At 59.8% G+C, this 24,087-nt stretch carries 32 protein-coding genes; 15 read left to right on the forward strand and 17 right to left on the reverse strand.

The window, feature by feature from the left end; genetic code table 11:
* The first annotated feature begins 712 nt into the window (after window positions 1-712).
* The gene (locus N5J73_RS04380; RefSeq protein WP_080354912.1) at window positions 713-2,185 is read left to right on the forward strand and encodes an SEC-C domain-containing protein; all 1,473 of its coding nucleotides are present in this window, start codon (window positions 713-715) and stop codon (window positions 2,183-2,185) included.
* Window positions 2,186-2,497: 312 nt separating this feature from the next.
* On the opposite strand, the gene N5J73_RS04385 is transcribed toward N5J73_RS04380, so the two are convergent.
* The 4 genes from N5J73_RS04385 to N5J73_RS04400 all read right to left on the reverse strand — a co-directional run bounded on the left by N5J73_RS04385 (window position 2,498) and on the right by N5J73_RS04400 (window position 6,739).
* The gene (locus tag N5J73_RS04385) at window positions 2,498-3,019 is read right to left on the reverse strand and encodes a hypothetical protein (protein ID WP_164078458.1); all 522 of its coding nucleotides are present in this window, start codon (window positions 3,017-3,019) and stop codon (window positions 2,498-2,500) included.
* A gap of 64 nt (window positions 3,020-3,083) precedes the next feature.
* The gene (locus tag N5J73_RS04390) at window positions 3,084-4,988 is read right to left on the reverse strand and encodes a caspase family protein (protein ID WP_164078457.1); all 1,905 of its coding nucleotides are present in this window, start codon (window positions 4,986-4,988) and stop codon (window positions 3,084-3,086) included.
* Window positions 4,989-4,990: 2 nt separating this feature from the next.
* A complete protein-coding gene (locus N5J73_RS04395) occupies window positions 4,991-5,611 on the reverse strand; it encodes a hypothetical protein (protein ID WP_049451715.1) in 621 nt (206 codons plus the stop codon).
* 45 nt (window positions 5,612-5,656) lie between these two features.
* Window positions 5,657-6,739 (reverse strand): site-specific integrase, encoded by a 1,083-nt coding sequence (locus N5J73_RS04400; protein WP_049447975.1) that lies wholly within the window; start codon window positions 6,737-6,739, stop codon window positions 5,657-5,659.
* Between the two features lie 103 nt (window positions 6,740-6,842).
* Here N5J73_RS04400 and N5J73_RS04405 point away from each other — a divergent pair, with 103 nt between their 5' ends.
* Window positions 6,843-7,763 (forward strand): DNA-binding protein, encoded by a 921-nt coding sequence (locus tag N5J73_RS04405; RefSeq protein WP_049447976.1) that lies wholly within the window; start codon window positions 6,843-6,845, stop codon window positions 7,761-7,763.
* Between the two features lie 33 nt (window positions 7,764-7,796).
* Here N5J73_RS04405 and N5J73_RS04410 read toward each other — a convergent pair whose 3' ends face one another.
* Entirely contained in the window at window positions 7,797-7,991 is a 195-nt protein-coding gene (locus N5J73_RS04410) for an antitoxin (protein ID WP_080354913.1), read from the reverse strand.
* 178 nt (window positions 7,992-8,169) lie between these two features.
* Entirely contained in the window at window positions 8,170-8,613 is a 444-nt protein-coding gene (locus N5J73_RS04415) for a DUF3693 domain-containing protein (RefSeq protein ID WP_164078456.1), read from the reverse strand.
* 133 nt (window positions 8,614-8,746) lie between these two features.
* Between N5J73_RS04415 and N5J73_RS04420 the strand changes: the two genes are divergently transcribed.
* The 9 genes from N5J73_RS04420 to N5J73_RS04460 all read left to right on the forward strand — a co-directional run bounded on the left by N5J73_RS04420 (window position 8,747) and on the right by N5J73_RS04460 (window position 14,463).
* A complete protein-coding gene (locus N5J73_RS04420) occupies window positions 8,747-8,986 on the forward strand; it encodes a hypothetical protein (RefSeq protein ID WP_154350807.1) in 240 nt (79 codons plus the stop codon).
* Window positions 8,983-9,153 carry a hypothetical protein gene (locus N5J73_RS04425; RefSeq protein ID WP_164078455.1) on the forward strand — a complete coding sequence of 57 codons (171 nt, stop codon included), beginning with the start codon at window positions 8,983-8,985 and terminating at the stop codon, window positions 9,151-9,153. The genes N5J73_RS04420 and N5J73_RS04425 overlap by 4 nt, the downstream gene beginning before the upstream one ends.
* Complete coding sequence (locus N5J73_RS04430; RefSeq protein WP_239508828.1) at window positions 9,143-9,892, forward strand: replication endonuclease; 750 nt, start codon at window positions 9,143-9,145, stop codon at window positions 9,890-9,892. The genes N5J73_RS04425 and N5J73_RS04430 overlap by 11 nt, the downstream gene beginning before the upstream one ends.
* A gap of 73 nt (window positions 9,893-9,965) precedes the next feature.
* Entirely contained in the window at window positions 9,966-10,262 is a 297-nt protein-coding gene (locus N5J73_RS04435) for a hypothetical protein (protein ID WP_049447980.1), read from the forward strand.
* A 240-nt stretch (window positions 10,263-10,502) separates the two neighbouring features.
* The gene (locus N5J73_RS04440; protein WP_021201816.1) at window positions 10,503-10,745 is read left to right on the forward strand and encodes a hypothetical protein; all 243 of its coding nucleotides are present in this window, start codon (window positions 10,503-10,505) and stop codon (window positions 10,743-10,745) included.
* Between the two features lie 130 nt (window positions 10,746-10,875).
* Window positions 10,876-12,282, forward strand: coding sequence for a virulence factor TspB C-terminal domain-related protein (locus N5J73_RS04445; protein WP_164078454.1), 1,407 nt, complete (start codon window positions 10,876-10,878; stop codon window positions 12,280-12,282).
* Complete coding sequence (locus tag N5J73_RS04450) at window positions 12,282-12,602, forward strand: DUF2523 family protein (RefSeq protein ID WP_099589541.1); 321 nt, start codon at window positions 12,282-12,284, stop codon at window positions 12,600-12,602. The genes N5J73_RS04445 and N5J73_RS04450 overlap by 1 nt, the downstream gene beginning before the upstream one ends.
* The gene (locus tag N5J73_RS04455) at window positions 12,599-13,783 is read left to right on the forward strand and encodes a zonular occludens toxin domain-containing protein (protein WP_164078453.1); all 1,185 of its coding nucleotides are present in this window, start codon (window positions 12,599-12,601) and stop codon (window positions 13,781-13,783) included. The genes N5J73_RS04450 and N5J73_RS04455 overlap by 4 nt, the downstream gene beginning before the upstream one ends.
* Complete coding sequence (locus N5J73_RS04460) at window positions 13,780-14,463, forward strand: TraX family protein (protein WP_164078452.1); 684 nt, start codon at window positions 13,780-13,782, stop codon at window positions 14,461-14,463. Before N5J73_RS04455 ends, N5J73_RS04460 begins: the two co-directional genes overlap by 4 nt.
* Window positions 14,464-14,850: 387 nt before the next feature.
* On the opposite strand, the gene N5J73_RS04465 is transcribed toward N5J73_RS04460, so the two are convergent.
* A complete protein-coding gene (locus tag N5J73_RS04465; RefSeq protein WP_164078451.1) occupies window positions 14,851-15,231 on the reverse strand; it encodes a DUF3653 domain-containing protein in 381 nt (126 codons plus the stop codon).
* 214 nt (window positions 15,232-15,445) lie between these two features.
* On the opposite strand from N5J73_RS04465, the gene N5J73_RS04470 reads away from it, so the two are divergent.
* Together N5J73_RS04470 and N5J73_RS04475 are read left to right on the forward strand one after the other, a co-directional pair.
* Window positions 15,446-15,784: a DUF3653 domain-containing protein gene (locus tag N5J73_RS04470; RefSeq protein ID WP_279940636.1), complete on the forward strand. Its 339-nt coding sequence runs from the start codon at window positions 15,446-15,448 to the stop codon at window positions 15,782-15,784.
* Window positions 15,785-15,851: 67 nt separating this feature from the next.
* Complete coding sequence (locus N5J73_RS04475) at window positions 15,852-16,277, forward strand: hypothetical protein (RefSeq protein ID WP_279940637.1); 426 nt, start codon at window positions 15,852-15,854, stop codon at window positions 16,275-16,277.
* Between the two features lie 89 nt (window positions 16,278-16,366).
* Here N5J73_RS04475 and N5J73_RS04480 read toward each other — a convergent pair whose 3' ends face one another.
* The 10 genes from N5J73_RS04480 to N5J73_RS04525 form a co-directional block, all read right to left on the reverse strand.
* Window positions 16,367-16,993: a TraX family protein gene (locus tag N5J73_RS04480; protein WP_279940639.1), complete on the reverse strand. Its 627-nt coding sequence runs from the start codon at window positions 16,991-16,993 to the stop codon at window positions 16,367-16,369.
* On the reverse strand, window positions 16,990-18,192 hold the full coding sequence (locus N5J73_RS04485) for a zonular occludens toxin domain-containing protein (protein WP_164078448.1): 1,203 nt from the start codon (window positions 18,190-18,192) through the stop codon (window positions 16,990-16,992). Before N5J73_RS04485 ends, N5J73_RS04480 begins: the two co-directional genes overlap by 4 nt.
* A gap of 1 nt (window position 18,193) precedes the next feature.
* The gene (locus N5J73_RS04490; protein ID WP_001145882.1) at window positions 18,194-18,505 is read right to left on the reverse strand and encodes a DUF2523 family protein; all 312 of its coding nucleotides are present in this window, start codon (window positions 18,503-18,505) and stop codon (window positions 18,194-18,196) included.
* A gap of 2 nt (window positions 18,506-18,507) precedes the next feature.
* Window positions 18,508-19,983: a virulence factor TspB C-terminal domain-related protein gene (locus N5J73_RS04495; RefSeq protein ID WP_279940641.1), complete on the reverse strand. Its 1,476-nt coding sequence runs from the start codon at window positions 19,981-19,983 to the stop codon at window positions 18,508-18,510.
* A gap of 80 nt (window positions 19,984-20,063) precedes the next feature.
* Window positions 20,064-20,297 (reverse strand): major capsid protein, encoded by a 234-nt coding sequence (locus N5J73_RS04500; RefSeq protein WP_164078447.1) that lies wholly within the window; start codon window positions 20,295-20,297, stop codon window positions 20,064-20,066.
* 8 nt (window positions 20,298-20,305) lie between these two features.
* Window positions 20,306-20,509: a hypothetical protein gene (locus N5J73_RS04505; protein WP_065184837.1), complete on the reverse strand. Its 204-nt coding sequence runs from the start codon at window positions 20,507-20,509 to the stop codon at window positions 20,306-20,308.
* A 3-nt stretch (window positions 20,510-20,512) separates the two neighbouring features.
* Window positions 20,513-20,791: a single-stranded DNA-binding protein gene (locus N5J73_RS04510; protein WP_279940644.1), complete on the reverse strand. Its 279-nt coding sequence runs from the start codon at window positions 20,789-20,791 to the stop codon at window positions 20,513-20,515.
* Complete coding sequence (locus N5J73_RS04515) at window positions 20,773-21,828, reverse strand: replication initiation factor domain-containing protein (RefSeq protein WP_279940646.1); 1,056 nt, start codon at window positions 21,826-21,828, stop codon at window positions 20,773-20,775. The genes N5J73_RS04510 and N5J73_RS04515 overlap by 19 nt, the downstream gene beginning before the upstream one ends.
* Entirely contained in the window at window positions 21,818-21,994 is a 177-nt protein-coding gene (locus N5J73_RS04520; RefSeq protein WP_241877150.1) for a hypothetical protein, read from the reverse strand. The genes N5J73_RS04515 and N5J73_RS04520 overlap by 11 nt, the downstream gene beginning before the upstream one ends.
* Window positions 21,991-22,269 carry a hypothetical protein gene (locus N5J73_RS04525; protein WP_279940652.1) on the reverse strand — a complete coding sequence of 93 codons (279 nt, stop codon included), beginning with the start codon at window positions 22,267-22,269 and terminating at the stop codon, window positions 21,991-21,993. The genes N5J73_RS04520 and N5J73_RS04525 overlap by 4 nt, the downstream gene beginning before the upstream one ends.
* 132 nt (window positions 22,270-22,401) lie before the next feature.
* On the opposite strand from N5J73_RS04525, the gene N5J73_RS04530 reads away from it, so the two are divergent.
* Both N5J73_RS04530 and N5J73_RS04535 read left to right on the forward strand, forming a co-directional pair.
* Entirely contained in the window at window positions 22,402-22,848 is a 447-nt protein-coding gene (locus tag N5J73_RS04530) for a DUF3693 domain-containing protein (protein WP_279940654.1), read from the forward strand.
* 105 nt (window positions 22,849-22,953) lie between these two features.
* Window positions 22,954-24,072 (forward strand): sensor histidine kinase, encoded by a 1,119-nt coding sequence (locus tag N5J73_RS04535; RefSeq protein WP_049449469.1) that lies wholly within the window; start codon window positions 22,954-22,956, stop codon window positions 24,070-24,072.
* The last annotated feature ends 15 nt before the right edge of the window (window positions 24,073-24,087 follow it).

Raw genomic sequence — 24,087 nt, forward strand, 5'->3', positions numbered from 1 at the left:
TGGTCACCTCAGCGATTAGTGGGGGCTGCCGCAGGGCGACTACTGGCTGAGTTTCCGCAAGAAAGGGCAGTGCGTGTTCAGGGATCCATCGGAGAGTTGGGACGTTGGAGCCAATTGGGCCAGCACTATGATTCGAGCCCACCCTGTCTTCCATCTCGGGACCGCGGCGGGCTCAAGATCATCTGCGGATTAGGAAGATTTATCGAGGGTAGGCCGGATGACCTCTTCTGGCTGCTAGCAGACATGCAGAGACGCTGGCCGCTGTCTACGAAACTCCGGCCGACCCAGTCCGAGCGCTTCCGGCGGAAACGACAAGTACAAAATCTCTTAGGGCTGTACCTGCCAGATATGCGGGGTGTGCGGAGGAGGAAGCTATGAAGTGTGAAGGCGTGGCGAGAAGATGAATGGGCGCGTCCACGCAGGGGGCTTGGGAGGTCGCACCGGCGGGCGATTCACTGGGTCACCCTCTTGGCCACATCCCTCCGACCAAACCACCATGTTGGGCTGACGGACTGCATTGCGATTGTCCTGGCATCGAAAGCCGGCGAGAAAGCGGGATTTGAGGCTGCCCAACACCTGCTACATGATCCTAGGCTGCCAGCCCTGTTGGCGACCTCATAACGAAAAGCAGGGCCGTCCCGCCTATATCCCAGGTCAGTTCGAGCAGAGACTGCGATACGCTCTAAGCCTCCTCCCGAGCAGAGACATAGATGTGGAAGTTGCTAACAGGTCACTTGGCGTAACTGCAACGGAGCGCCTGCTCGCCGGCTTCTGCGAGCGGTCTCTTCTGAAGCTCTGGACTTATCCCAACCCCTTCAAAGATGATGGAAAGGAGCTATGTGATGTGCTTGCTGTGTTCGGCAACCACGTTTTCATATTCTTTGATCGAGAGAAATTGTTTAAGGAAGACCCGGATCCAGATGCAGATCCGATGATTGCTTGGGAAAGATGGAAAAGTCGGGCGGTCGACCGACAGATCATCACTGCGCACGGGGCGGAGAAGTACATCCGCAAGGGCCGCTCCATCTTCCTAGACGCCAAGGGTACGATCCCGTTCCCCCTACAGATCGATCCGGTCGCGGCGACGATCCATAAGATCGTCGTCGCACACGGCGCTAAAGACGCATGCTTGCGAAGCTCGATAGACAACGTGTTCGGCAGCTTAGCAGTCACCTACATGGACACCGCGCAACCAAAAGGCAATGACCACGCATGGCCCTTTCATATCGAAATTGATCGAAGCAAGCCCATCCACCTCTTCGATAGCCACACGCTTCCAATCGTTCTAGGGGAACTTGATACGATTGCTGACCTATCGCGCTATCTGGATGAGAAGGTTCGAGCAATCTCGCGCCACCAGTTGCTATCGTACTGCGGTGAAGAAGACCTGCTTGCACATTACCTCTTGAACTTCGACGAAAAGTTAGGGAGGCATGTTATAGGTGGCGATGAGAAGATCACTGCATTGATGATCGGAGAAGGAGAGTGGCAACGGTTCAGCAGGTCAGAACTTTACTCAAACACTAAGGCAGAGAATGAGATCTCGTACTTCTGGGATGAACTAATCCAAAGGACCTGTCAGAACGCCTTAGAAGGCAAGCTAGGCGGGAATACAGACCTATTTCGCGGCCAGAGCGCGATCATTGAAATGGTGAAGGAGCCGCGCTTTGTGCGACGCGCTCTTGCTGCGAAGATGCGGGAGAACGTGCTTTCATTTCCGGACTTGCCAGGCATCACACGCCACGTGTCGCTGATGCCATCGTTCTATTCCAATGTGAACTACGTGTTCTTGCAGCTTCGCGTTCCGGAAGACATGAGACGTCACCCCGACTACTTGGCCATGCGAAGAAAGCTTCTCGAGATCGCATGCGGCGCTGCAAAGAATACTTTTTCCAACTTGGTGAAGGTTGTAGGTATTGGGATGGACGCCCCGATGTACGCTGGCGACACCAACTCTGAAGACTTTCTTCTCATGCCGTGTGAGACATGGACCGAGGAGACTCGTCCTCATTACGAAGAGCTGAACAAAGAGTGGCATTTCTTCGGTACTCCCAACGCAAAGTCATACGAGCAAAGAATCACTGAGTTTGTACAACCCGGCTCAGCCTACTCGAAAGGTAAAACCGGCCGCAATGACAAGTGCCCTTGCGGATCTGGCATCAAATTTAAGAGGTGCCATGGCTGACCCCATCCGGCTTGTGATAACTGACGACAGCCGCCAGATACACCTTGCGGCAGCGATAAGTCATTGCCGGGACGGTGGCGGAATTGGGGTGAGGGGGGCGCATCGCCTGTGGCTTTCTGCCAGGGTGCTTGGGCCGCTTACTGAAGTGTCGGTTCCGGCTGCGCGGATCGGTCTGGATGTAAGAATCCAATGACATTTCGTGTTCTAGTAAATGCTCCCGGGTTCCGCTTCTAACCGGAAGCGGACATCGGCGGGGCAGGGGATTAGGAAGATTTAGCGGGGGTAGGGCGGGCAGCGCACGGCGAGGCCCAATTAAGAACAGGGGGCTCTTCCAATCCATACGAGGTGCTCTGACATGCCTGACAGTACGCCCGCCGCGATGAGCCCTCTAAGCAATCCGATCCTAGTGTGCCCTTCGACAAGATGCAGCCTTGGGGCATATGGAGCAAGGACTCCACCCAGAAGGATAGGAGGCCTTATCCAAGTGCGCTCGCATTCCCAGCTCAAGCGGACGTCGGCGCGCACATCGACGCATTTCCAGCCATGGGTGGCAAAAGCATTGACTCGCGCCGCCACACTATCGAACCAATCCTGGAAATCCCGCCACACCGTACAGACTACAATTTCCTCGGCAGGGACACGATCCAGCTGCCATTCGATGCGACTGATGTCGAGGTGACCATATTGCTTCTGGAAGGCGCAGTTTCGTCCGTGGTCTGCATAAACTTGGATGAGGATGTCCTCGGGAGTGGACGGAAGCGCCTGGCGTAGCGCATCGAGTTCAATCCTGCCTGATTCGGCGTAGCTCAGATTCATGAGCGAGGAGAAGAGCATTTCGACCACACCTCTCAAATTAGTTCTAAACATGGCGTTGGCGCCAGTGGAGCCAAATGTCAGGTCACGAACCTTCCACCGCCTTCCGTGAGACGGTCGTTAGCTGATTTCGTAGTAGCGCCTCTTCGACAAGGAACCAAGGAACCCTATCGGGAAAGAGGAGTGCAGTAGCCACGACAGCGAGCCGCTGGACGGGATCAGAAGGGGAACTAGATACATCTACTGCAGACAAGTGAGCTATTCGAAAGACATCTCGACCAATCTCAAACGTAGAATTTTTACCCTGTGAAATTCTCTCAGCTGAGAATTCAGCCCAAGCATCAGTAACGAAGAGAACGCCCGCAGCTCCGTCGAGCTGCCAAAGATACGGATCAAAAACGTCATCCAGATTCGCAGCGTGGCCTAGCCGCAGAACCACCGCTAATGCTTCGCATGGATTCGCCACACCTTCAAAGAGTGACTCATCCGTACGGTCCTGCATGGAAGTGAGGCAGCTCAAGGCAGCCTTCCCATCTAGAGAGCTCGCGGCGATCCTCGATCGAGAGTCGGTTAAGGAGGAGAAATAGTAGCCGAGTGCCTCCTCCGCTAGACCCTGATTCCCGGTCAAAAGGAGCATCGAAACAGCCACAGCAATGAGGGGTGCTTGCTCCTCGCATACGACAGTCATACATGCCGGATATGCCTTCAAGAGTTCTTCAACGCATGCAGCGAAACTCGCCACACTCTCCGGCCCTGCTGCCTCACCGTATACAATAAGCGGCAATGCGGTCCAAGCCATCAGGGCAGATATTCTTATTGGGTGGTTGAATAGATCTGCCAGTCCGCCCCCTGGATGGCGGAGCATGGCCAGCCTATCTTCGGACACAATGCTCTTTACACTCAGTTGTGCTGAACAGCATTCCGCTACCAAGTCGTCACACACATCCCGGGAAAGTTGATGGCACTCCGCCTCATGCAACCACGGCAGGAGAGCCGCAAGCAGCGCCGCACAAACTTCTGATCTAAGCATGACCTCGCTGCTTCCGACTATTCGGGAACAGGTGGCTTCGTAGTATGTCCTAGCGAGCATAGCCCTTCGACTGCCATCTGAGCCAAATGCTTTGAGGCATGCGCCAAGCGCATCAACGAAAGTCCTGGGCTCCCAAACCTCGGGAAGAGTATAGTGAATCTTCCACAAATCTGATATTTCACGCTGCGCAGGCTGATCATATGCATCGCCCGCCGTCTTCAACACCTGCCGCAGCTCGCTATTATTCAAAGAGTAGTTCGGATTGATGCAGAACTGCGGTGGACCGTAGAGGTTCAGACCCCACATTACAGGGCTCTGTCCAATCACGCTCAAGCTCTCGTGAATTCTTCTGCCAACCTCCAACAAATCCAGAGTTTGGCTATCGTCTCGAAGAAATTTCTCCCCTGTTATGTACGACACGAGTGCTTGAGTTGCAAACCCTCCTTCGGCAGTCTCCTTGGCAACCTGATTGCTCGCAGATGCAGCAAACAAAGTGATACCAGGTGTGCCGGCCTCCCCGTACAAGGTTCCCTTGAGGAGGACGTTGAGGTCTTCTATTAGGCCACCACTTTCACAGGCATCTATCACGATGTTTGTCTGAGCGGGCTTGGCTTCATTGATGTAACGAAACAAGTCCCCCAACGACAACGAAGTTACAGAGAGCGCACCAATTCGTGTATCGCGCAGACAAATGAAAAAGCTTCCGTTCGCCACCTTGCCGTGCCCGGCGAAGTAGAGGGTCAGTACGTCGAGCTTCGGGCCATCAAAAAGCAGCTCTTTCAGAGCCAACCGAACGACGTCGGTGCACGGAGAACGAAGTAGAGTTGATCGATCCACATCATAGAATGGGATTTTTGCGCTCAAAAGCGCGTTGAAAACCCTATCGGCATCCCTCTCTGCCCCCGAGAGAGGAGTTACATGATCATAGGAGTCACATCCAATTGCCAGAAGAGCTCTCATTCTCACTCTCCCCCGTAGCTCACGAAGCGTGCCTTTCGTTCAATTTCACGCTGGAGAGCGGCCTGAATCTTCCTTTCTTTTAGTTCTTCAAATTTCTTCCTGAAATCATCCGACGCTGACTCCAAGGCATGGATCATTTTAATGGCCACTTCTTTGCCCGTATGAAGAGCAGGGAGTTGTACGTTGCCAAATCTGTCGGCGCCGAATTCGATCTTGTCGATGGTCTCGTAGAATGTCTCCGCCAAGGATGCTTGCGAACTCGCTGAGACCACGTTACCTGAGGACTCACAAGTTTCGCTAAGCAGCCCATAGACACTTCCTGCGAGCTGCGCCTCCATATCTTCTGCAGCCCGACGCATAGCAGATACTAGGCTCTCAACGTTGTGATCCGCGATGTCGTCGAGGCTAGTTTGTATCTCTGTCGAGTGGACCTTGAACGAATCGTCATCCGATCTCTCGCTCGCACTCCAGAGTCTCCATCCGGCGCCGTGTCGTAAGTGGTGCACGTTCTTGCCAGATACAAACTTCTGCGTTGCCTCGTGGTGCGCTTCTGCCAACCTTTGAGTGAACGCGTCCATGAAATCCTTGGCGCCGCGCGTCATGGAAAAATAAAATCTACTCATAAGTTTGTCCGATGAGAAGTTTGCATCACTGAATGATCGCTCGCCTCAGTCTTCAAGTAGCCGAGCGCCTGGGTTTGCTGCAGCACCACCAGCTTGAAAGCACCCCAGTACGCTTGACACTGACCGGTGCTCGGTCAACTGCATGATGGCAGGCAGCGTCACGCCTTGGCGACTCGCTTCGGTTATGAACCCCGACCGCAGGCTGTGCCCGCCAAAATCCCCTTCCAGTCCGGCCAGGCGCGCCCGTCGTTGCACTATCTCACCGACCGCAGCCGGGGACAGGGCAGGACCGACGCGCTGTTTCCATAACCTTCTGAAAATCGCCCCCTCGGTGATCCTAGACGCTTCCAACCAATCCTGCAGTGCGACGGCGGCCCGATCTAGGACCGGCTTGTCCGGCGTCGATGTGGCCGTGACGCCGGCTTGCTGCGTCTTGCTGTGCTCCAGCCGGTAGATGTAGCCCTGGCCACCGATCCGACGCAGGTCGCGAAGATCGGCCGCGGCGATCTCGCTGCGCCGGCGGCCGCCACTAGCGAACCCGAAGCAGAGTAGGGCGCGATCCCGAATTCCGTCCAGGCTGTTGTCGCAGGTGGCCAACATGGCCTCCAGCTCGGCCAGGGTGATCGCAGTCTTTTTGCGTGGGCGCTCGCCGCGCTTGACCGCGGCCCGCGCGGCGCGACTGAGCACGGTGCGAATCGCCGGCTGCTCGCAGGGATTGGTGGCTTGCCTGAGCCGGTGTGCGGTGGATAGCACAGCAACGCGATGCCTCACGGTAGCCAGCGTCCAGGGCCCAAGTTTGGCTTTCAGGCCGGCCGCCACCAAGGCCTGATCGACGGCCGGAGGCAGTTCCCAGGCCAATTCGCCGTCAGCCGACCGGCGCTGTACGTGGTCGACCACGAACTGCAGCACGGTGGCTTCGGGTACCGGCAAGGCCAACTCGATGCCGTAGCGCGCCGCATGCCAGCCGGCCCAGTAGCGCAGAGCGCTGCTGTAGCTGCGGGTAGTGTTCTCGGCCGCCGCTTCGGCCAGCAACTCGCGGACCGCATCGGCGGCCTGCCGGGCCAGTTGTTCGGGCAGCACCAAGCTGCTGGTCGCCGCCAGCACAGGGACAGCAGAATTATATTTCATACTATGTAATGTATAATACGACACGGGGTCCTTACCCGCGATAATCATCACTTATCGCGAGTACGTTACCAGTAGAGCAGGGCGCCGGTACAGGAGACTTCGCATGGCCCGCGGCATCACCGAATCTGACGTTCACACCGCCGCCGACGAGCTGGTAGCCAAGGGCGAGCGTCCAACCGTTGAGCGAATCCGGGCTCACTTGGGGACCGGCTCTCCGAACACCGTCACTCGCTGGCTGGAGACGTGGTGGAACCGGCTTGGCACGCGCCTGCAGCCACGGCGTTCGGACTTTGATGACGCACCAGCTGAATTGGCGGAACTGGCTGGGCAATGGTGGGAGCTGGCGCTGAAGCACGCTAGGGAGGCGACTCTTCGAGAGTTCGCGGAGACTGAGCTGTCACTGGCTACCCAACGTGATGCACTGGATGCCAGGTCACGAGTTGTGGCTGATGAACTGAGTCAAATGCGCTCAGAGCGGGCCGCCGCTATCGCCGGCGAACGCCTTGCTAGTACGCAAGCTACAGAACTGGAGCGGCTGGTCGATCAGCTGCGCCTGCAGATCTCAGAGCTCACGGAGCAGCGGGATCTCGAGCTTCGGAGAGCCGATCGATCTGAGGCAGCAAGACAGCAACTTGATGCCCGGCTTAATGAAACGCTGGAAACGGCGAAATCTGAGCGAGAGGACTGGACCGAGTACGTCAGATCTATCGAGAATCGAACGCTCAGCGAAGTGGATCGATCTCGCCAGGAGGCGAAAGATCTCCAGACTCAACTCAACAATCAGGCTAAAGCCCAGAGGGCAATTGAGGAGCAGCTACGCAAGGAGCTGCATGCAGCCCAATCTGCAGCCATCTCGGCCGGTCAAGCTACTGATGTTCTCCGGGGCAGATGCGAGGCCCTTGAGCAGCAACTCAGCAGCCTGCGAGAACTTCCGGCGCAGCTGGAGGCAGCCTTTAAGCGGAACGCACCGAAGGAGGCGGCCCCAACGTCGCGCGCACGGCGGCAGAGCCCGAAGTCGACGTGAGCGTAACCGCCCAGGGGTTCTCGAAGAGATGCATCAATCTTCTGCAGCTTTCCGACGCATCCTGGCCGCATCGATTCTCGCCTGCACACGCGCCACCACTTGATCGTGAGGAATCGCCGGTCGTGTATCGGCAATGGCGCGCTCAATTTTTTCACGGAGCCACTGGTTGTAGCTCTCGGCCACTTCAGCTGACTCAGATTCGGAACTGCCGGAATTGGTCTTGACCATGGAAAGAGCGTACTCCAATTGTCTGATGCATAGAATCACAGCAGACCCGGCGGCAGGCTGAGGGAAGCGCCATTAGGAACAAGATCGAAGGCAGCGACAGCGGACACATACTTGCTTACTTAGGATCGTTTTCCTGAGCGCCTCAAAATTCTCAATAGAATCAACAAGGGGCACGATCCTAAGCAAAAGGACAAGAACCAAGAAAACTGACAGGAACCGACAAAAGCAATGCCAGGCCGCGCCGACCGGCGCATACTTCATTTCGCATAATGTATACAACGTGGGCGTTATCGAAGCCCCCTACGGACGCCTGAGCCTTGTGGGGCAGGGCGAAACCTACAGCCAGGCATAGCGCCATCGCTGTGGCTGCGAGCTTGCGCCATACCGCCTTTTCCTCGCGGCTGACCGCTCGCGCTTCTCCGACGATGCCCAGGACACGGGCCAGCGGGAGGCCGGTCAGGCCCGCCAAAGTTGCGCACATTACGGTATCCGGCAGCGAATAGCCTGATTTCCAGTTCGCAATCGTTCCGCGCGACACGCCGAGCTGGCGCGCAAATTCCGCGTCACTACTGACGTTCAGCGCTTTCCGCGCTGCATCGATGAGGTCTGTAACCGTCTGCATCGTTCAACCCTGTTGACACCCGTGTTCAACCCCTTTATACATTGCTCCGCGTTCAACGGCGTTGAGCGCCCCTCCACCGGCACCCCAAGGCCGGTCGGGGGGTCCCCTTGGGGCTTGGGGAGGGGTAGGGCACATGGACGCACTTGTTCTCGCCGTGCTGCTGGGGTGTATCGCAGCCGTGTCGTTGGGGTTAGCCAAATTCGTGACGTGGTGTGTTGATCGGCGTGCTTTCTCCGCTGGTCGCACTGCACGCGAAAGCCAGTTTGTTGCCCAGGCGGTCGTTGACCTTCGCCGCATGGAAATTGAAGCCACTAAGCGCGGCAACCTGCTCGCCGCTGCCGAGCTCGCTGAAGAGCAGGAGCGCGCCGCATGAGCAGATATCCGTCATTCGCCGAGCTGGCGGAGTTCGATATGGGCCTTGCGGCAGTCGCCGCCTTTGTGGCCCTGGTACTCGGGTTGGGCATCATTTCCATAGTCATTGAGCAGGCGTGGCTGGCACTTCGTCACTGGTTCAAGCGGCGGAAGGGCGATGTCCGATGAACAGTCACTTCCCCAACAGTCCGTGCTACCTGTGCGGGGGCAGCCTACAGACCCTCCGAGCATCGGATGCGACGCTGAACTGCTGCACCAGCTGCGGCACGTTGATTACCAAGCTCAGGGATACGCCGAGCTACTCCAGCGCGTTCCTTGGCAACAGTTCTGGACGCTCACGTTCAAGCTCAGCAAGACCAGTCGAACAGGTGGTATGCACGAGGAAGCGGCTGATAAAGCGTTCCGCTACTTCGTCAGCTGCCTCAACCGCAGCATCTACGGTCCGAAGTGGGCATCGCGCTGGCACGGCGGCATCCAGTGGGCGCGAGGGCAGGAGTTCCATCGCGACGGCCGCTTGCACTTCCACGCCGTTGCAGCTGCACCTACCGATGACCTCAACCGCCTCGCCAGCCGCTACGAGTGGCACGAGTGGTGGTACCGGGAATTCGGTCGTAATCGCATCGAAGCGCCGCGCAGCCAGGCAGACATTACGGGCTACGTAAGTAAGTACGTCACGAAAGGTGGTGTGGTCGATTTCTCGCGGAACTTCGGGGCATGGAACCCCCCGCCCATCGATTACACGCGCCGCCCAGAGCAAGACGCCCTGATCGCAGGCGACAGCAACACGCGATCCGACAGGCCGGGGCGACACCTGGTCACCGGGCGGACTGATGCAAGCATCGCGCAACGGGGCAACAAGCGGTCCACCACGTCTCCCTGCGGGGGGGTAGGGGGGGACTTAGCTTGACCCCACAGTACCGCCCGAAATTTGCCAACGACGAAACGACAACGCCAACCAAACAGACCAAGGAATCGAACCCATGAACGCTCCGAAGATCACGATCAATACCGCCGTCGAAACCCGCACCGTGACCACCAGCAAGGGCATGCAGAAACCGATTTACAGCCAGCGTGCAACGCTCGAAACCGAGGCCATGCGCATCCAGATCGAAGTCGAAGTCGATGGCCTGGACAAGGGCTATCCGGTTGGCGCGGTGAAGGAATGGGACCTGACCACGGACCTGGTGCCGGGCCGTTTCGGTGTCGAACTCGCTCGCCGCATGACCCTGGTTGATCCGGCAGGCGCGAAGCCGCAGCCGGCTAACAAGGCGGCCTGATCATGTCCGGCCCAGCACCTCTCTACGTGGTCGGTTGCGCTGCTGAGAACGTGCAGCAGGACGGCACGTGCTCGGTGCCGGTCTGGATGCCATACCACCAGCCAATTCTGCCTCCCCTGGATTTGGCCGATGGGACCCTCGTTGCAGGAGCGATTGTTTTGTCCTGGGCGATTGGGTTGAAGGCGCGCCTCGTATTCCGCGCTGCGCGCATAGGGGTCTACTAATGACGAGGAAACCGCAATGAAGCACATGAACACCCTGCGCCGTTTTGGCGCCTCCACCTTCACCAAGATCGGCGCTGGTGCCGGTGCCCTGGTTGCGTCGGGCGCAGCCCTGGCCTCGGGCAGCACGTCCCCCGGCGCCGCCATCGCTGCCGAGGTCTCGAAGGGCAATGCAGACATGGCAATCGTGATCGGCGCCATCGCCCTGCTGCTGGGCATCCTGGTGGTGTGGGCCTTCACCAAGCGCGCCGCCAAGGGTTGATCGGGGCGCAAGTTCACTCACGGGGGTGCGCGGAAACGCTCGCCCCCTTTTTGTTAGGGAGAAGTGTCATGGGGTACTTCGTAATCGTTGCCTTCTGCGGTGCATGCTGGATCGCGTTCGAGGGCGTGTGATGAGGTGGATTGCTCGCATCCTCGCCGTCTCTATTGCCAGGCGAGTCGCCTATGTGCTGGTTGCGTTGCTGGCCCTGTGGCTCGGTATCGGGAAAGCTGGCGCGCAGGAAAAGGACTGCCGATTCGAGAACGCAAGGTGCACCCCTGGTGAGGCGCAGTCACAGTGCAATGCAAGCGGCACCGGCGCCAACGCAAGTATTCCTGGTGGTGTGACCAGGAGGGAATGTCGGTTCGAGACTGTTGGCGCGGCCAATGAGGGGCGGATACACCTTTGGTATTGGGGGAAGAACTCCGCAGGATCAGAGGTCGGTCCGTTCATCGCCGGGCCCTGGTATTGGCGCAATACATGCGCCACCCAACCCAGCAAGACCACGCCATTCTTTCCGCCATCCGGCTCGGTTCGATGCATTGATGCCTGCGAGGTCACGTATCGACCGAATGCCGATGACACCTCTACTTACAGCCCAAACGGTAAGGTTTGCGACAAGAAGCCTGATTGCGCGGCACAAGGCAGAAACATGGTGTGGAATGCCATGCTGGGCGTTTGTCAGCCGGTGGAGCCTGAGTGTCCCCAGGGCAAGGTAAAGGTCGGCAACACATGCTCAGATGAGAAGCCCTGTCCCGATGGTATGGCTCTCGTTGCAGGCTCCTGCAAGAAGGAAGACAACGAGTGCCCGGCTGGCATGATTCGCAGCCCGCTTGGCAGCTGCATCCCCGGTGACGGCCAGTGTGCCAAGGGTGAGGTGCGCGGGCCTGATGGCACCTGCAAGAGGGATAAGGACAGTGACGGCCAGCCCGACACGGATGATCCGGAGAGCTTTTCTGGTGGTGACACTTGCACATCGCCGCCGTCCTGTAGCGGCTCGCCGATCATGTGCGGTCAGGCTCGGATTCAGTGGCGGATTGACTGCAATACCCGTCGCAATAACAACATCAGCGGCGGCCATTGCTCTCAGTCGGGCATGCCAATTTGTACGGGCGAGGAATGCAAGGCCATGGAGTACTCGCAACTACTCATGCAGTGGCGTTCCGCCTGTGCAGTGGAGAAGCTTGCCGCCAAGCAGGACACGCCCGGACAAGGTGGCAATCAAGGCGATGCGAACGGCAATGGCGTGGCCGATGTGCTGGAGGGCAGGGGAGACGTGACGCCGATTGGTGACGGTACTGCTGATGTTGCCAGCGCAAAGAAGTGGGGCATCGGGCTTTCAACGAGCAATCTCGATACGAGCAACATGTTCGGCGGTGGCGGCACGTGTCCTGAGCCTCCCGCAATCACGATCATGGGCAAGACGGTCAACTCTGCTGATTTCCCCTATTTCTGCCGCATCGCGGCGATCCTGCGCGCCTTGATCTTGATCTTTGGCGCATACACGGCAATTCGCATTCTTATGGGAGCGGCCTTCTGATGGGCATGGTTTCTGACTGGATCGTTGACGCGACAACGTCGCTTGTCGGCAAGCTGAAAGATGCTGCGGCCGGGCTGATTGGCAAGGGGCTTGCAACGTTTGGCCTGACTACGGTCACGTTCAATGCACTGTTGCCCAAACTTAAAGAGTTCGTTATGCAATTTGTCGGCGGCTTGGATGGGCCTGCGATGCAGATGCTCAACTACCTGGGCGTTGGCATTTCGTTCTCAATGATCCTTTCCGCTTTGACGGTCCGCATGGCGTGGAAGGTCTTCATCGTGCCGAAGGCTGTCGCTGATCAGCTGGGAGCGGGCTCATGATCTATTGGTATACCGGCCAGCCTGGGCACGGCAAGACGCTCCACGCCATCGAGCGCTTGCTTGAGTTCAAAGATCAGGGGCGCATCGTATACGCGTGCAACATTCGCGAGTTCGACTATGCCAAAACTGGCGTTCTAGAGATGACGCCGGAGCAGTTCCGCGACTGGCCGAACTTCCTTCCTGATGGCGCTGTCGCCCTGGTCGATGAGGCGTATGAGCATGGCATGCTCCCCAAGCGTCCAGCCGGTGCGAAGGTGCCGCATCACGTGGAGCAACTTGCCAAGCATCGACATAAGGGCCTGGACTTCATCTTCGTAAGTCAATCCCCCGACAAGCAGTGCGATCAGTTCGTACATGATCTGATTGAACGGCATGTCCATGTGCGTCGTCGCTTCGGAACGAAGTTTGTTCATCTGCGCGAGTTCGACAAGTTCGAGGCACGGGCTGAGAAGGCCACGCCCCTGACGATCAAGCGCAAGACGCTCCCCAAGCGTCCGATGGGCATGTACAAGTCCACCGAACTTGATACCACCGAGCGCAAGATTCCCTGGTACTACATCGCGCTTCCGATCTTGATTGTCGCTGCGGTGGTGATGCTGTACGTCGCGTTTGGGCGAATGGACAAGCGCATGAGCGGTGGCGACCTTCCCGCACCAGGTGGTGCCAGTGGCGTCAGCGCTCCGCGCGACGGAGCGTCAGCGACGGCGGGCGGAGCGGTGGCGGCAAAGTCGGCACAACCGCTAAAGGAATACGTCGACAGGTTCCTACCGCGTGTCCCATCCCAGCCCTGGAGCGCACCCGTATATGACGATGCGCTTAGCGTCCCCAGCGAGCCGCCGCGCGTTTTCTGCATGTCGTCGCTGGGTGGCGAGAATGGTCTCGGTGGTCACGACGAACCCAGCTGCAATTGCGTGACGGAGCAGGGCAGTCGTTACGACCTGGACGAACCGACGTGCCGTTACGTCGCCCGGCGCGGCCAGTACGAGCCCTATCTGCCTCGGCGTGAGAACAGGCTTGTGGATGGTCAGACGCAGATCAATCGCGCCATGGATCAGATCGAGCAGCGGGGGCAGGGCGTCGCTGTTGAGCGCCAACCCCGCGCCATGGGCACTTTCCCTGAATCACCTCAGCCGCAGTCAGGCACCTACCTCACCACGCAACCTGGGGAGAATCGGCTATGACCAGTGGCGGGCGTGAACTGCTCAAATGGCTCGCCCTGGTGTTGATGACCGGCGATCACATCGTGACTGTGTTCGGCCTCGGTCACGTGCCAGTCGTGTCCCAGCTCGGCCGTGTTGCGTTCCCTGTGTTCGCCCTGGTCATGGCTTACAACCTTGCGCAACCTGGCGCCGATGCGGGGAAGTCTGCTCGGCGCCTGGCACTTTGGGGCTTGGTTGCCACTCCCGCGGCTGTGGTGGCATTCGGCCAGGCGCTGCCGCTCAATGTGCTGCTGACGTTCGCCGCCGCGGCCGGCTGCATATGGGCCTTGGAATGCCGTCAGTGGGCGCTGGCTGCGTTGCTATGTATCGTGGCTCCCGTTGTCCTTGACTACGCTTGGCCCGGCGTATGGCTCGTTCTGGCGGCGTGGGCGTGGTTCAAGAATCATGGAAGGCGCACGCACTTCCTGCTGGGCTCTTGGGACTGGCGTCGCCAACGCCTCTACCTGGTGCTGCCGATCTGGGTATGGGCTTGCATGGGTCTGCTCTGCCTCTACAACGGGAACGGCTGGGCGTTGTTGGCCCTGCCTGTCATCGTCCTGGGCGAACTACCGGCACGCATTCCGCGAGCGGGCAGGGGCTTCTATGCCTACTATGTGGGCCATCTGCTTGTGCTGGGAATCTTTGCCGCCCTAGTGATGTAGCACTAGGGGGCGCAGATCACAGGGCGCCCTTTGTGCGTCACGGATTCCCAGCCGTCTGCTGTTCTGCTGATTAGACGTCCCCCCATGCATTTGGCTCCAGCCGGCCACGGAATCACTTCGTTGTCCGGTAGCTGCGTTGGTGATGTTTGGCACGCCTCGCGGTGAACCTCGTGGATAGTCACCGTCTCAACCGTTCTCGCGGCTTTGAGGTCTTCGTTGGCCTGCGCCAGGGCAGTTCGATTCGCCTGGAGCGCAAACCCCGTGCCTACTAATGCCATTGCCAGTACCGCAGACGTGATCTGCCATCCGCCCTTATCCATAGCGCCCCCAAGTTGTCCTGCCCGCATTCTAGCCGGGGTGTAGGGGCAGCGCCCCTACGAAAACGCCTCACACGCGCTCGCGACGCGTTGGCCCCGATAGCGGCAGGATTGCTGCTGGCGGCTCGGCGTCAGGGCCAGCCTTCGCCACTGCCGAACGCTCTTTGCGTCTGCTGACCACATCCCGGAGATTGACGACAGTGGCAGGATGATGGCGAATGCCGGCGTCGCGATTGCGCGCATTTCTGGAACTGTCGATCGACGGAGTTGAACGGGCAGCTTCCATCATTCGGCGCCATTCCTGCGCCTGGCAGGCAGTGAGCGACAGCCAGGCCAGATCCTCGGGCAGCAGCTCGCGGCCTTCGGGCGTAATCAGACGGTCACCCAGGAAAGAAAAACCGGCCCAAGGGCCGGTCAAGTCGATACGGTGGTGCGGGTCGAACTCAATCATGCCGCGATCTCATCCTTGGCCGGGGTCCCAGGCCGCAGGCAAGAGCCGAGCCAGAGGCCCAGCCATTGCCACGCGGAGCCGACGAAGGAGGACCAGCGCTTACCGAAGCGCCTGATACAATTTCGCATAATGTATATTATGTTCAGATCATCTTGGGGTGGCTGGCACGTCTCTTGCCGCTGCCCCGGCATCTACTCTGGCATGGAGCCTGATCGTGCGTGATCGGAAACTGACCGGCCCTTGGGCCGGTTTTTCGTTTAAGGGTGGCCGACTGGTCACACCCGAAGGCCGCGAGCTGGAGCCGCAGGATCTGGCCTGGCTGTCGCTCACTGCTGCCCAAGCGCAGGAATGGCGCCGGATGATGGAGGCCGGCCGCGCGATCGGCAAGCCACGGAAACCCTTGTCCTTCAACGCCGCCAGCGTGGTGAACCTCTCCGATGCCTTGGCACATCGCCGGGAAAAGCGGTCAACGGTGGCGATGGCTGGCCCCGACGCCGAGCCGCCCGCGGCAGTCCTACCGGTACCGGGGCCGAAACGCCGCCAGCGCGTGTGAGGCGCTTCCGTAGGGGCGCCGCCCCTACACCCCGGCTACAATGCGCGCAGGACGCCTTGGGGGCCGTATGGCACGCGAACGACCGGAGTACCTACAACCCATCCCACGCACGCGCTGGGAGTTTCCGTGGCTCGGCATGTGGGCAGTTCTGCTGCTGGGCATGGCTGGTGCCGGTATCTGGCTGCATTTGAAGACTGGTAACGCTTGGAATGCACGATTCCAGAGCCACGAGCCACCGTCAGTTGTGGCCCACCCATCCGTGACGACGCAGCCGACAACAGCGGAAAAGGACGCGTTCATCGCCGAGATCAGGGCGCGCCGAGAGCAGGCCGAGAAAGAAGCTCGCCTCGCTGAAATGCGAACTCGCCAAGCCGCTGTGCAAAGGGACATTGAGGCGAAGGAACGAAACGAGGGGCTGCGATGCATCGGCGGCGTAATATTCCGCCGCATTCCTGGAGGCTGGGAGAACGTGCCTGGCGCGCCCTGCCCCTGATCATCTACGCCTGCGGCTTCGCTCGCGCGCGAACGCCCGATCCATCCATCGGGCAATCCAGTAGTGAATGTCGAGGTATCGGCGCAGGCTCATGGCCGCAGTATAGGCGCCAGCAGGCCTATGCACGCAAGGTGGGCCACGTAGTATCCATAGAAGGCCCAACGGCCGCGCGGTACCGGCCACGTCGCATGGGATAGCCACACGGCCACGGGAATGGCCGCCAGCGCCCACAGGCTGGCATTGAACGCGCACAGCGGCGCGAACGCCGCCAAGGTCAGCAGCGGCCGCCCTGTGCGGAATCCCAACCATGCCAGCAGAACGAACCCTACCCCGGCCCACTGGTAGTCCACGAACAGCGGAAACACCGCCGCGGTGAATGCCAGGACAACCCATCTGCGCTGACATGCCGCGTAGACCGCTCCTGCGCAAAGGGCGAACGTGAGCAGAATGTTCAGCGGCAGCCAGTACCCGAACGTCAACGCGTGAACCGGCTGTGCGACCAACCCCCAAGCGCCGAGCCTACGAACGGACTTGCCCACATCTGCGCCTGGCTGAGCGAGGTTGTAGGCCATCACCAGTGCGAACAGCGGAAAGGCCACCCGCCCCGCTTCGCTGAGTCCAGGCACGTACCCGCCATAGATCACCTTGGCAACGTGATCTCCGGTCATCAGGATCACGGCCAACCACTTCAACAGTTCGCGCGCGCTACTGGTCACAGCTTGTTCGGCCCCGGCGCCGTGGTCATGTAGGAATCCGATCGGTAGGACGGCGACTCCGGAAACGTGCCCATGGAGCGCTCGACGTGCTGGGCCACACCACCGACACGCCCCATTGCCGCATCCGGCTGGGATCGACCGGAGTCATCAAATCGCTGCTTACTGCGTTCCTCTGAACGTTCGCGGTACGGGTTGTAGACAGGTCCGTTGCGTGCGAGCGTGCGGCATTCCGGCTGGCTCAGCTCATATGCTGTGCCCTGCTCCGTAAGACAACGGCAGCTGGCCTCCTGTCGCACGCCCTGCGCATCCAGCCCTTCCAGTGACGACATACACACCAACTGCGGATCGGAACGCGCCTGACGTTCATCGAACACCGGCGCAGTCCAGGGCATGGTGCTGATGCGAGGCAGATGGTCCTTGGCGTACGCAGCGGCAGTAGGCCAACGCGGCGCCTCTTCCTTGGCTCCCGCTGGACGGAACGGCGAAGGGGCCGCATCGGCTGACGCCGATTGCGTCCCCTCTTTCCCCTCGCCCCCCGTAAGGCCGGATGAAGTGAGCGACCTATAGGCCAAGTAGGCGAAAACGAGGGCAACAACAACCAGCACCGGCAGCAACATCACCTTGAATGGAATGCGCGCCTTGATCGTGTGGACCTCAGCAGACTTGTACTGGCCGAAAACCTGCGACGGCAGGAGCCGGGTCGTGCGCTGCGCCATGTCACGCTTCGCAAGTGACTTGATTTCCTCGTTCAACTCGCCCCAGCGATAGACGTCGAGCATCTTCGTACCGAAGCGACGAACCACGTGCGCGTGCGATCCGATCAGGCCGCGCACGAACGGATACAGCTGGTTCGGCTGCTGCGTGGTCCATACGAAGTCCAGGCCACGATGCCGATGCTCAGCCAGCTCAAGCACGTGACGCGGCGTCTGCTGGCGAGTTGCGTCATGCAGATGGCCGAACCACTTCCACGCCTCATCGACAAAGATCAGAGACCCATCCGGAACGATGTAATTCCCCTCAGCGTCCTTGTTGTTCCAGTGCCGCGGATCATCCAGAACAGTCGCAAGGCCAGGATCAAGCCCGTCGATGCCAGCGGCGAAAATTGGCCGGGTTGCGGCCTTCGCCTCAGCGACAAGCCGCTCCATCATCAGCGCTGTTTTGCCATTGCCGGGCTGACCGGTAAACAGTTCGATAGGCATGTCAGGTCCGCTTCGTCAGAACTGTTTTCACTGCACCCACAGCGAACTTTGCAGTCACCGCCGAGGCAATCATCGTGCAGGCCACGTCGAATTTCATGATGCCCGCATAGGCCACCACCAGTGCGCCAAATTCACCGCCGGGCGCGCCCGCTCGCATGGCCTGTTCCATCTGCTGGATCCACGGATCAACGAGGAACTCATTGGTTGCCCAGGACAAGCCGAGCCACACCATGGCCTCAGTAACCCACGGGCCCCACTTCGAACGAAAGATCCCGGCAAGGCCGGTCAGTAGTGAGCTGATAAGCCACGGCATGGTTAGGCGTCCTTAGATGCAACGATGCGGAGAGAGGCGAGCGCGGCAAGGCCCATAACGAAGTAGCCACCGAGAAAAAGCCAATTGCAGAGCGGTGCTGTATTGATCTGAATCGCATTGCCAAAAACTTCGATACTCGGAGGCTGCGGGCAGGTTCCACCCCAGCCGTATCCGCTGGTATCAGGCGTAGTGGCGGTGCCGCCACTGGGTGCCCATGCGTCAGATGCGGGGCGGTCAGGCGGCAACGTAACAGTTCCACCGGTGCCGGTGATTGCGTCACGAATCGCTTTGAGATCAGCGTTCTCGCCACCGCCATTGCCGTTGCCTTGCGCCATCTTTTCCAGTGCACAGGCTGACCGCCATTGCATCAACAGCCCGGCATACTCCATCGCATCGCACTTGTCGCCAGTGCAGATCGGCATGGAAGCGCAGGTGCCACCTGCGATATTCCGGTTCTTGCGCGTGTTGCAGTCGATGCGCCATTGAATGCGCGCCTGACCACACATGATCGGCGAACCACTGCACGACGGCGGAGCACTGCAATCATCGCCGCCGCTGAACGATTCGTCGGTTACCGGGTCCGGCTTGCCATCGTCGTCAGCGTCCTTCTTGCAAGTTCCGTCCTGGCCGCGCACCTCACCCTTTGCGCATTGGCCGTCGCCGGGCAGGCACTTGCCATCCGGCGAACGAACTTGCCCCGCAGGACACTCACTTTCCTTCTTCTTGCAGGTGCCGTCCTGCTGCTGTGCCATCCCTTCCGGGCAGGGCTCAGGCGCACACTGACCGAGCGAATTTGGGTTCTTACCGCCCTCGCATTGCGTCTTCGGCGGCTCACAGACCCTGAGGACAGGGTTCCAGTAGAAACCTGCATTGGCATTCTGTGGCTGATCGCACTGATTCTTCTCATCAACAGGGCAAACAATATCCACGGAATCCCACGTAAACGTCGAATCCGCGTTTTTCGTCCACATCCCGTAGCAACCATTCCGGCACCCGAGACTTCCGCTACGAGCTGAGCCGCCAATGCTGGACCATGGCCCAGCCCCCGTGTACTGCGACTCAGAAGAACACTTGTTGATCCAGTAGAAGTAGGCCCCCGGATTGAATGGGCCCTGCTCTGTCCCATTCCTGTCCTTGCCCCAGTACAGGACGATGAAGCGGCCATTGCTAGCACCGCCATCACGCTCGCAATTCTTGCGACTGAACGAAACAATGCTGGTATTTCCAGCGATACTGGGTTGGAAGGCCTCACACTGCGCCTGAGCTTCCGCGACCGAACAGCGTTCAGATTCATTCCGACAGTTCTTGGCCTGAGCGTGAGCGTCACCGAGACCGAGCCATGCCAGAAGCACCGCAATCAGCGCATATGCAATGCGTCTGGCAATCGCGGAAGCAAACACGCGTGCAAGCCAGTGCATTAGCTGAAGTCCACGAAGATGATCGCGCACGCCACCAGCCATGCGCACAGCCAAATCCACCCTTCCATCCCAAGCCCCCTGCCCTGTCCAGGGCGTTAGAAGACCGGGGGGAGGGAGTCGGCCCTGCCCCCCGGTTGCCGTTACATCGCGCGGCGCACCCACTTGTAGACCTTGATGCCGACCAGCACGCCCAGCACCGCGACACCGATCTGACCGATGGGACCCAAGGCCGCGTTGATGGCCGAAACCACAGCGCCCACGTCCACGCTGGTACCACCACCCGACGCGAATGCCGGCGCCGACACCAGCGCAGCGGTACCGACGACCGCCAGTGCGGCGCTCTTGCCCTTCAGGGCCTTCAACATCTTGTGCATGTGTCCTCCTAGGACTGTTCGATTTTTTTGCGAATGAGCCGGAACACGTACGCGACAGCCCACAGGAGCGCGATCTTTGCGCCGATGGCCTGTGCATCCTCAATCGGCAGTTCCGGCAGCAGTGCCGGTTGAGGAATCCAGATCACAGCCGTGCAGGTCCCCGTGGCCGTGTCCAGGTCGGCTTCGCGGCACGCAGGGATCAGCACGGCCATGGCTTACGGCTTCGCCGGTGCGGCTGCGGCCTTCGCCTGCAGCGGAACGAGGTCCACGTAACGCTTCAGGATCAGGTCCCCGTACTGGCTCAGTGCGAACGACTGGGGATCAATGTCGTACTCGCCCGGCGGGTACGGCGGGCGCGAGCCGAGGCCGACACGGAACGGCAGTTCGAAGCCGTTGCCGAAATCGAGACCGACCATCTGAGAACGGATGATCGAGTTGGTCTTGCTGTTGTGCCGTTCTTCGACGGCAGCGGACTTCACGCGGCAGATAGGCATAGTTCTTCCCTCACATAGCGATGGAGTGGTTCACCCTTGGCAATACCGCGAAACCGTCCGGGGTGACCGTCACGGAGGATGCGGCTCTCTGCGAAGTCGGCCCATGAATCGCCGAGCGCTCCGCGAAGGACGTTGAGGAAAGGCCCTACCTGTCGATGCGCCCACTCGATACCGGCTTCGACAGAGGTTTCCACTTGCTTTTGCAGCGTGCGCAGTCGCGTGCACACGCCCGTAATGAGGTTCTGCAAGGCGCTATACGAACCGCGCAGATACGCGCCCGGGTTCAACAGCACATCGAGCGGGATTTCCATGTGCTTGCCATACAAACGCACTTCTGCGCGCACCCAGCGCGATGACGGCAGGCCCTCGGCCTTGCCCTTCTCGTACACGCACAGTTCCTTGTGGCCTTTGCCGCCGACGTACAGCGTGCAGCCGGTGTTGTGGCCTTCATCGGAAATGAAGCGGTGACGGGGCGGGCAACCGCCTTCGGTGAAGCCGCCTTGCGCGGCAACCTCGCGAAGCGCATGCACGTCCAGGCGTTCGCCTTCGTAGTCGTCGTGCGCGCAGTCAACGCGGGTGATCTTCCCATCAAGCATGGACAGCTGCTTGTAGATTCGGGCGGGGTCACGAATCCACTTGCAACCCATACCAGTGAGGCTGATGCACACGGTGTGCTTCTTGCCGCCGATGCCCACGCGGCCAACAACCTCATTCTCCCGGTCGATCAACACCGCCGACTGCTCGTAGAAGTTCCAGTTCTTCTCACGAATCGCACCGGCAACCACTTCGCCACGGAAACCAAAGATGCGGAAAAGCAAGAGGTCCAGCTTCTGGCAGTTCACTTCCTCAAGGGCGGAGAGCGGGACCACAAAGGTCAGGTAGTCGATGATTGCGTCCTGCTGACCCTTTTGGCCCGTGTTACTCCCCGGGCCAATCTCCGCCGCCGCCCGCTGCCCCTTTTGACCGGGCGAAAGCGGGGAAAAGCCCCTTGCCCCGCCCTCAACGGCCATCCTGAAGCGAGCGCGATCAACGGCCATTGGAGCGCTCCTTACCGAGCTTCCACAGGCGACGAAGCCCCAGCCATGCCTGCTCGATCACGATGGAGAGCAATGCCGCTCCCAGCCAAGCGGCGATGAGCACGGCGCACGCCGCAAGACCCATATCGAACTCCGCCAGTTCGGCGAATGAGGGAAACCTGCTCATGCGGCGCGCTCCTGCTCTTCGGCATAGCGAGCAGCGGCCAGCAGATCGCCGCGCTTGGTGGCGGCAATTTCGGCCTGATAGAGCGTTTCGCGATTCGGGGTCCAGCCGGTTGCGGCCAGTTCGGCGCGTGCCTGGGCTACGAAGGCCGCTTCGTGTGCGCTGCGACGGGCGGACTCCCCACGCCGGTCGAGGCACCACGAAACGAGTTTGGCGCTGCCAATGGATACGGCCACGATGGCCGCCAGCAGCACGAAGGCAATGAACGGATCGATCATCCCTACTCCCCTACCCCAAGCCCCAAGAGAACCCGCCAGCGGCCTTGGGGTGCCGGTGGCGGGGCATCAACTACCAGTTGACGCGGGGCGATATAAACTCACAGTTGATCCCTGTGTCAACTGGTACTCCACATGCGAAGCATCGACCTACTGCTAGACAAGGCCCGCGAGAAGTGCGAACGCCCGTCGGACAGGGCTTTGGCGGAGAAATTGCGCGTGACCGCAAGCGCCGTATCGAAGTGGCGCAAGGGCGGAGTGATCACGGAAATGCACGCAACTGCGCTGGCCGCCATCGCTGGTCTGGATGGCGAGATCGTCGTGCGAGTGATGGAGGAACAGGCCGAGACCCCCGCTCAGCGTAGGGTCTGGCGCTCAGTGCTGGACAGGTTAAGCGCGGCGGCGGCAGTGCTGATGCTGGTAGTGTTCGCAGCACCAGGCGCCGCACGCGCTAAGGCCATTGATTCACAAGGCTTTTCCGGCTCCGATCAGCCGCATTCTGTATATTATGTTACAAAGAAGTCTGCCCAGACGAACCCCAAGCAGTCCAGTCCTGGCCGCATGCTACCCCCCTTCAAGTAACCCTCCCAACGCCCCCAGAACCAGGCTCCACGGCGCCAACCTTCTCCCCCAGCATGCAGGCCCGCCGGTGTAGGCTCGACGCACCACTTAAGGACGGGTTTGGCGATGCGCCTGGCTGATTTTATCGAACGGAATGCGCGGGAAATCCTGGAAGACGCGGTGGCATTCGCCGAAACGCAGGCGCCCGATACTGTCGAGTTCAGCGTAAAGCAACTTCGGAATCATCTTCCCCAGATTCTTCAGGCAGTTGTAGACGATCTCAGATCGCCGCAGACAGCCTCCCAGCAGGTCGCAAAGTCCCACGGGCTTGCACCGTTGAAGCCCGGCCCCGAGTCCGCCGCGTCCTATCATGGCCGAACCCGCGCCATCGCCGGCTTTAGCCTCAACCAGATGGTGGCCGAGTATCGAGCACTCCGGGCTTCGGTACTTCGGCGATGGGCATCCGACCAGCAGCTGATCACTCCATCGATCGATGACATCCTTCGTTTCAATGAGGCCATCGATCAGGCGGTCGCCGAATCCCTTGCTCAGTTCTCTGCCGAGGTCGAGTCCTGGAGGCAGATCTTCCTGGCAGCGCTCGGGCATGATCTCCGAGGTCCTTTGGCAGCGGTCATGTTCTCGGCGGACACTCTGGCCAGTGGACTGCAGGATCCGGCATTGTCCAGGCAGGCCGAGCGGATCCTCAATGGCAGCATGCGCATGAACAAGCTGCTCGACGACCTGCTGGCTTACAGCCGCAGCAAGCTGGGCGATGGCATGGCCATTCATCCGGTGGACTGCGATCTTGCACAATCGCTTGGCGAAGAAGTCGAATTGCTTCGCGCTTCCCTGCCCCACGTCCCCATCAAGTATGAGGCTGAAGGCGATGCCCACGGTTGCTTCGACGCCTCTTCGTTGCGCGAGGCGGTTCACAACCTCACGACCAACGCTGCAAAGTACGGCGAACACGGCACCGATGTGCGGATCAGCCTTGAGGGCCTCGTCGACCAGATCATGATCACGGTGAGCAACACCGGGGCCGAACTATCGGACGAAGCGTTCAACAGTCTGTTCGATCCCTTGCGCAGAGGCTCGCACAACGCGTCACAAGGCGAACACGCGAGCTTGGGCCTCGGCCTGTTCCTGGTGCGGGAAATCTGCCACGCGCACCGCGGCACTGTCCATGGACGATGGCGGGATGGTCGCACTTCATTCGTCATCACGCTCCCAAAGAACGCTGATTGAGGCGACCGACCCGGC

Origin of the sequence: Stenotrophomonas sp. GD03654 (assembly GCF_029845105.1) — a bacterium.
Taxonomy (GTDB): domain Bacteria; phylum Pseudomonadota; class Gammaproteobacteria; order Xanthomonadales; family Xanthomonadaceae; genus Stenotrophomonas; species Stenotrophomonas africana.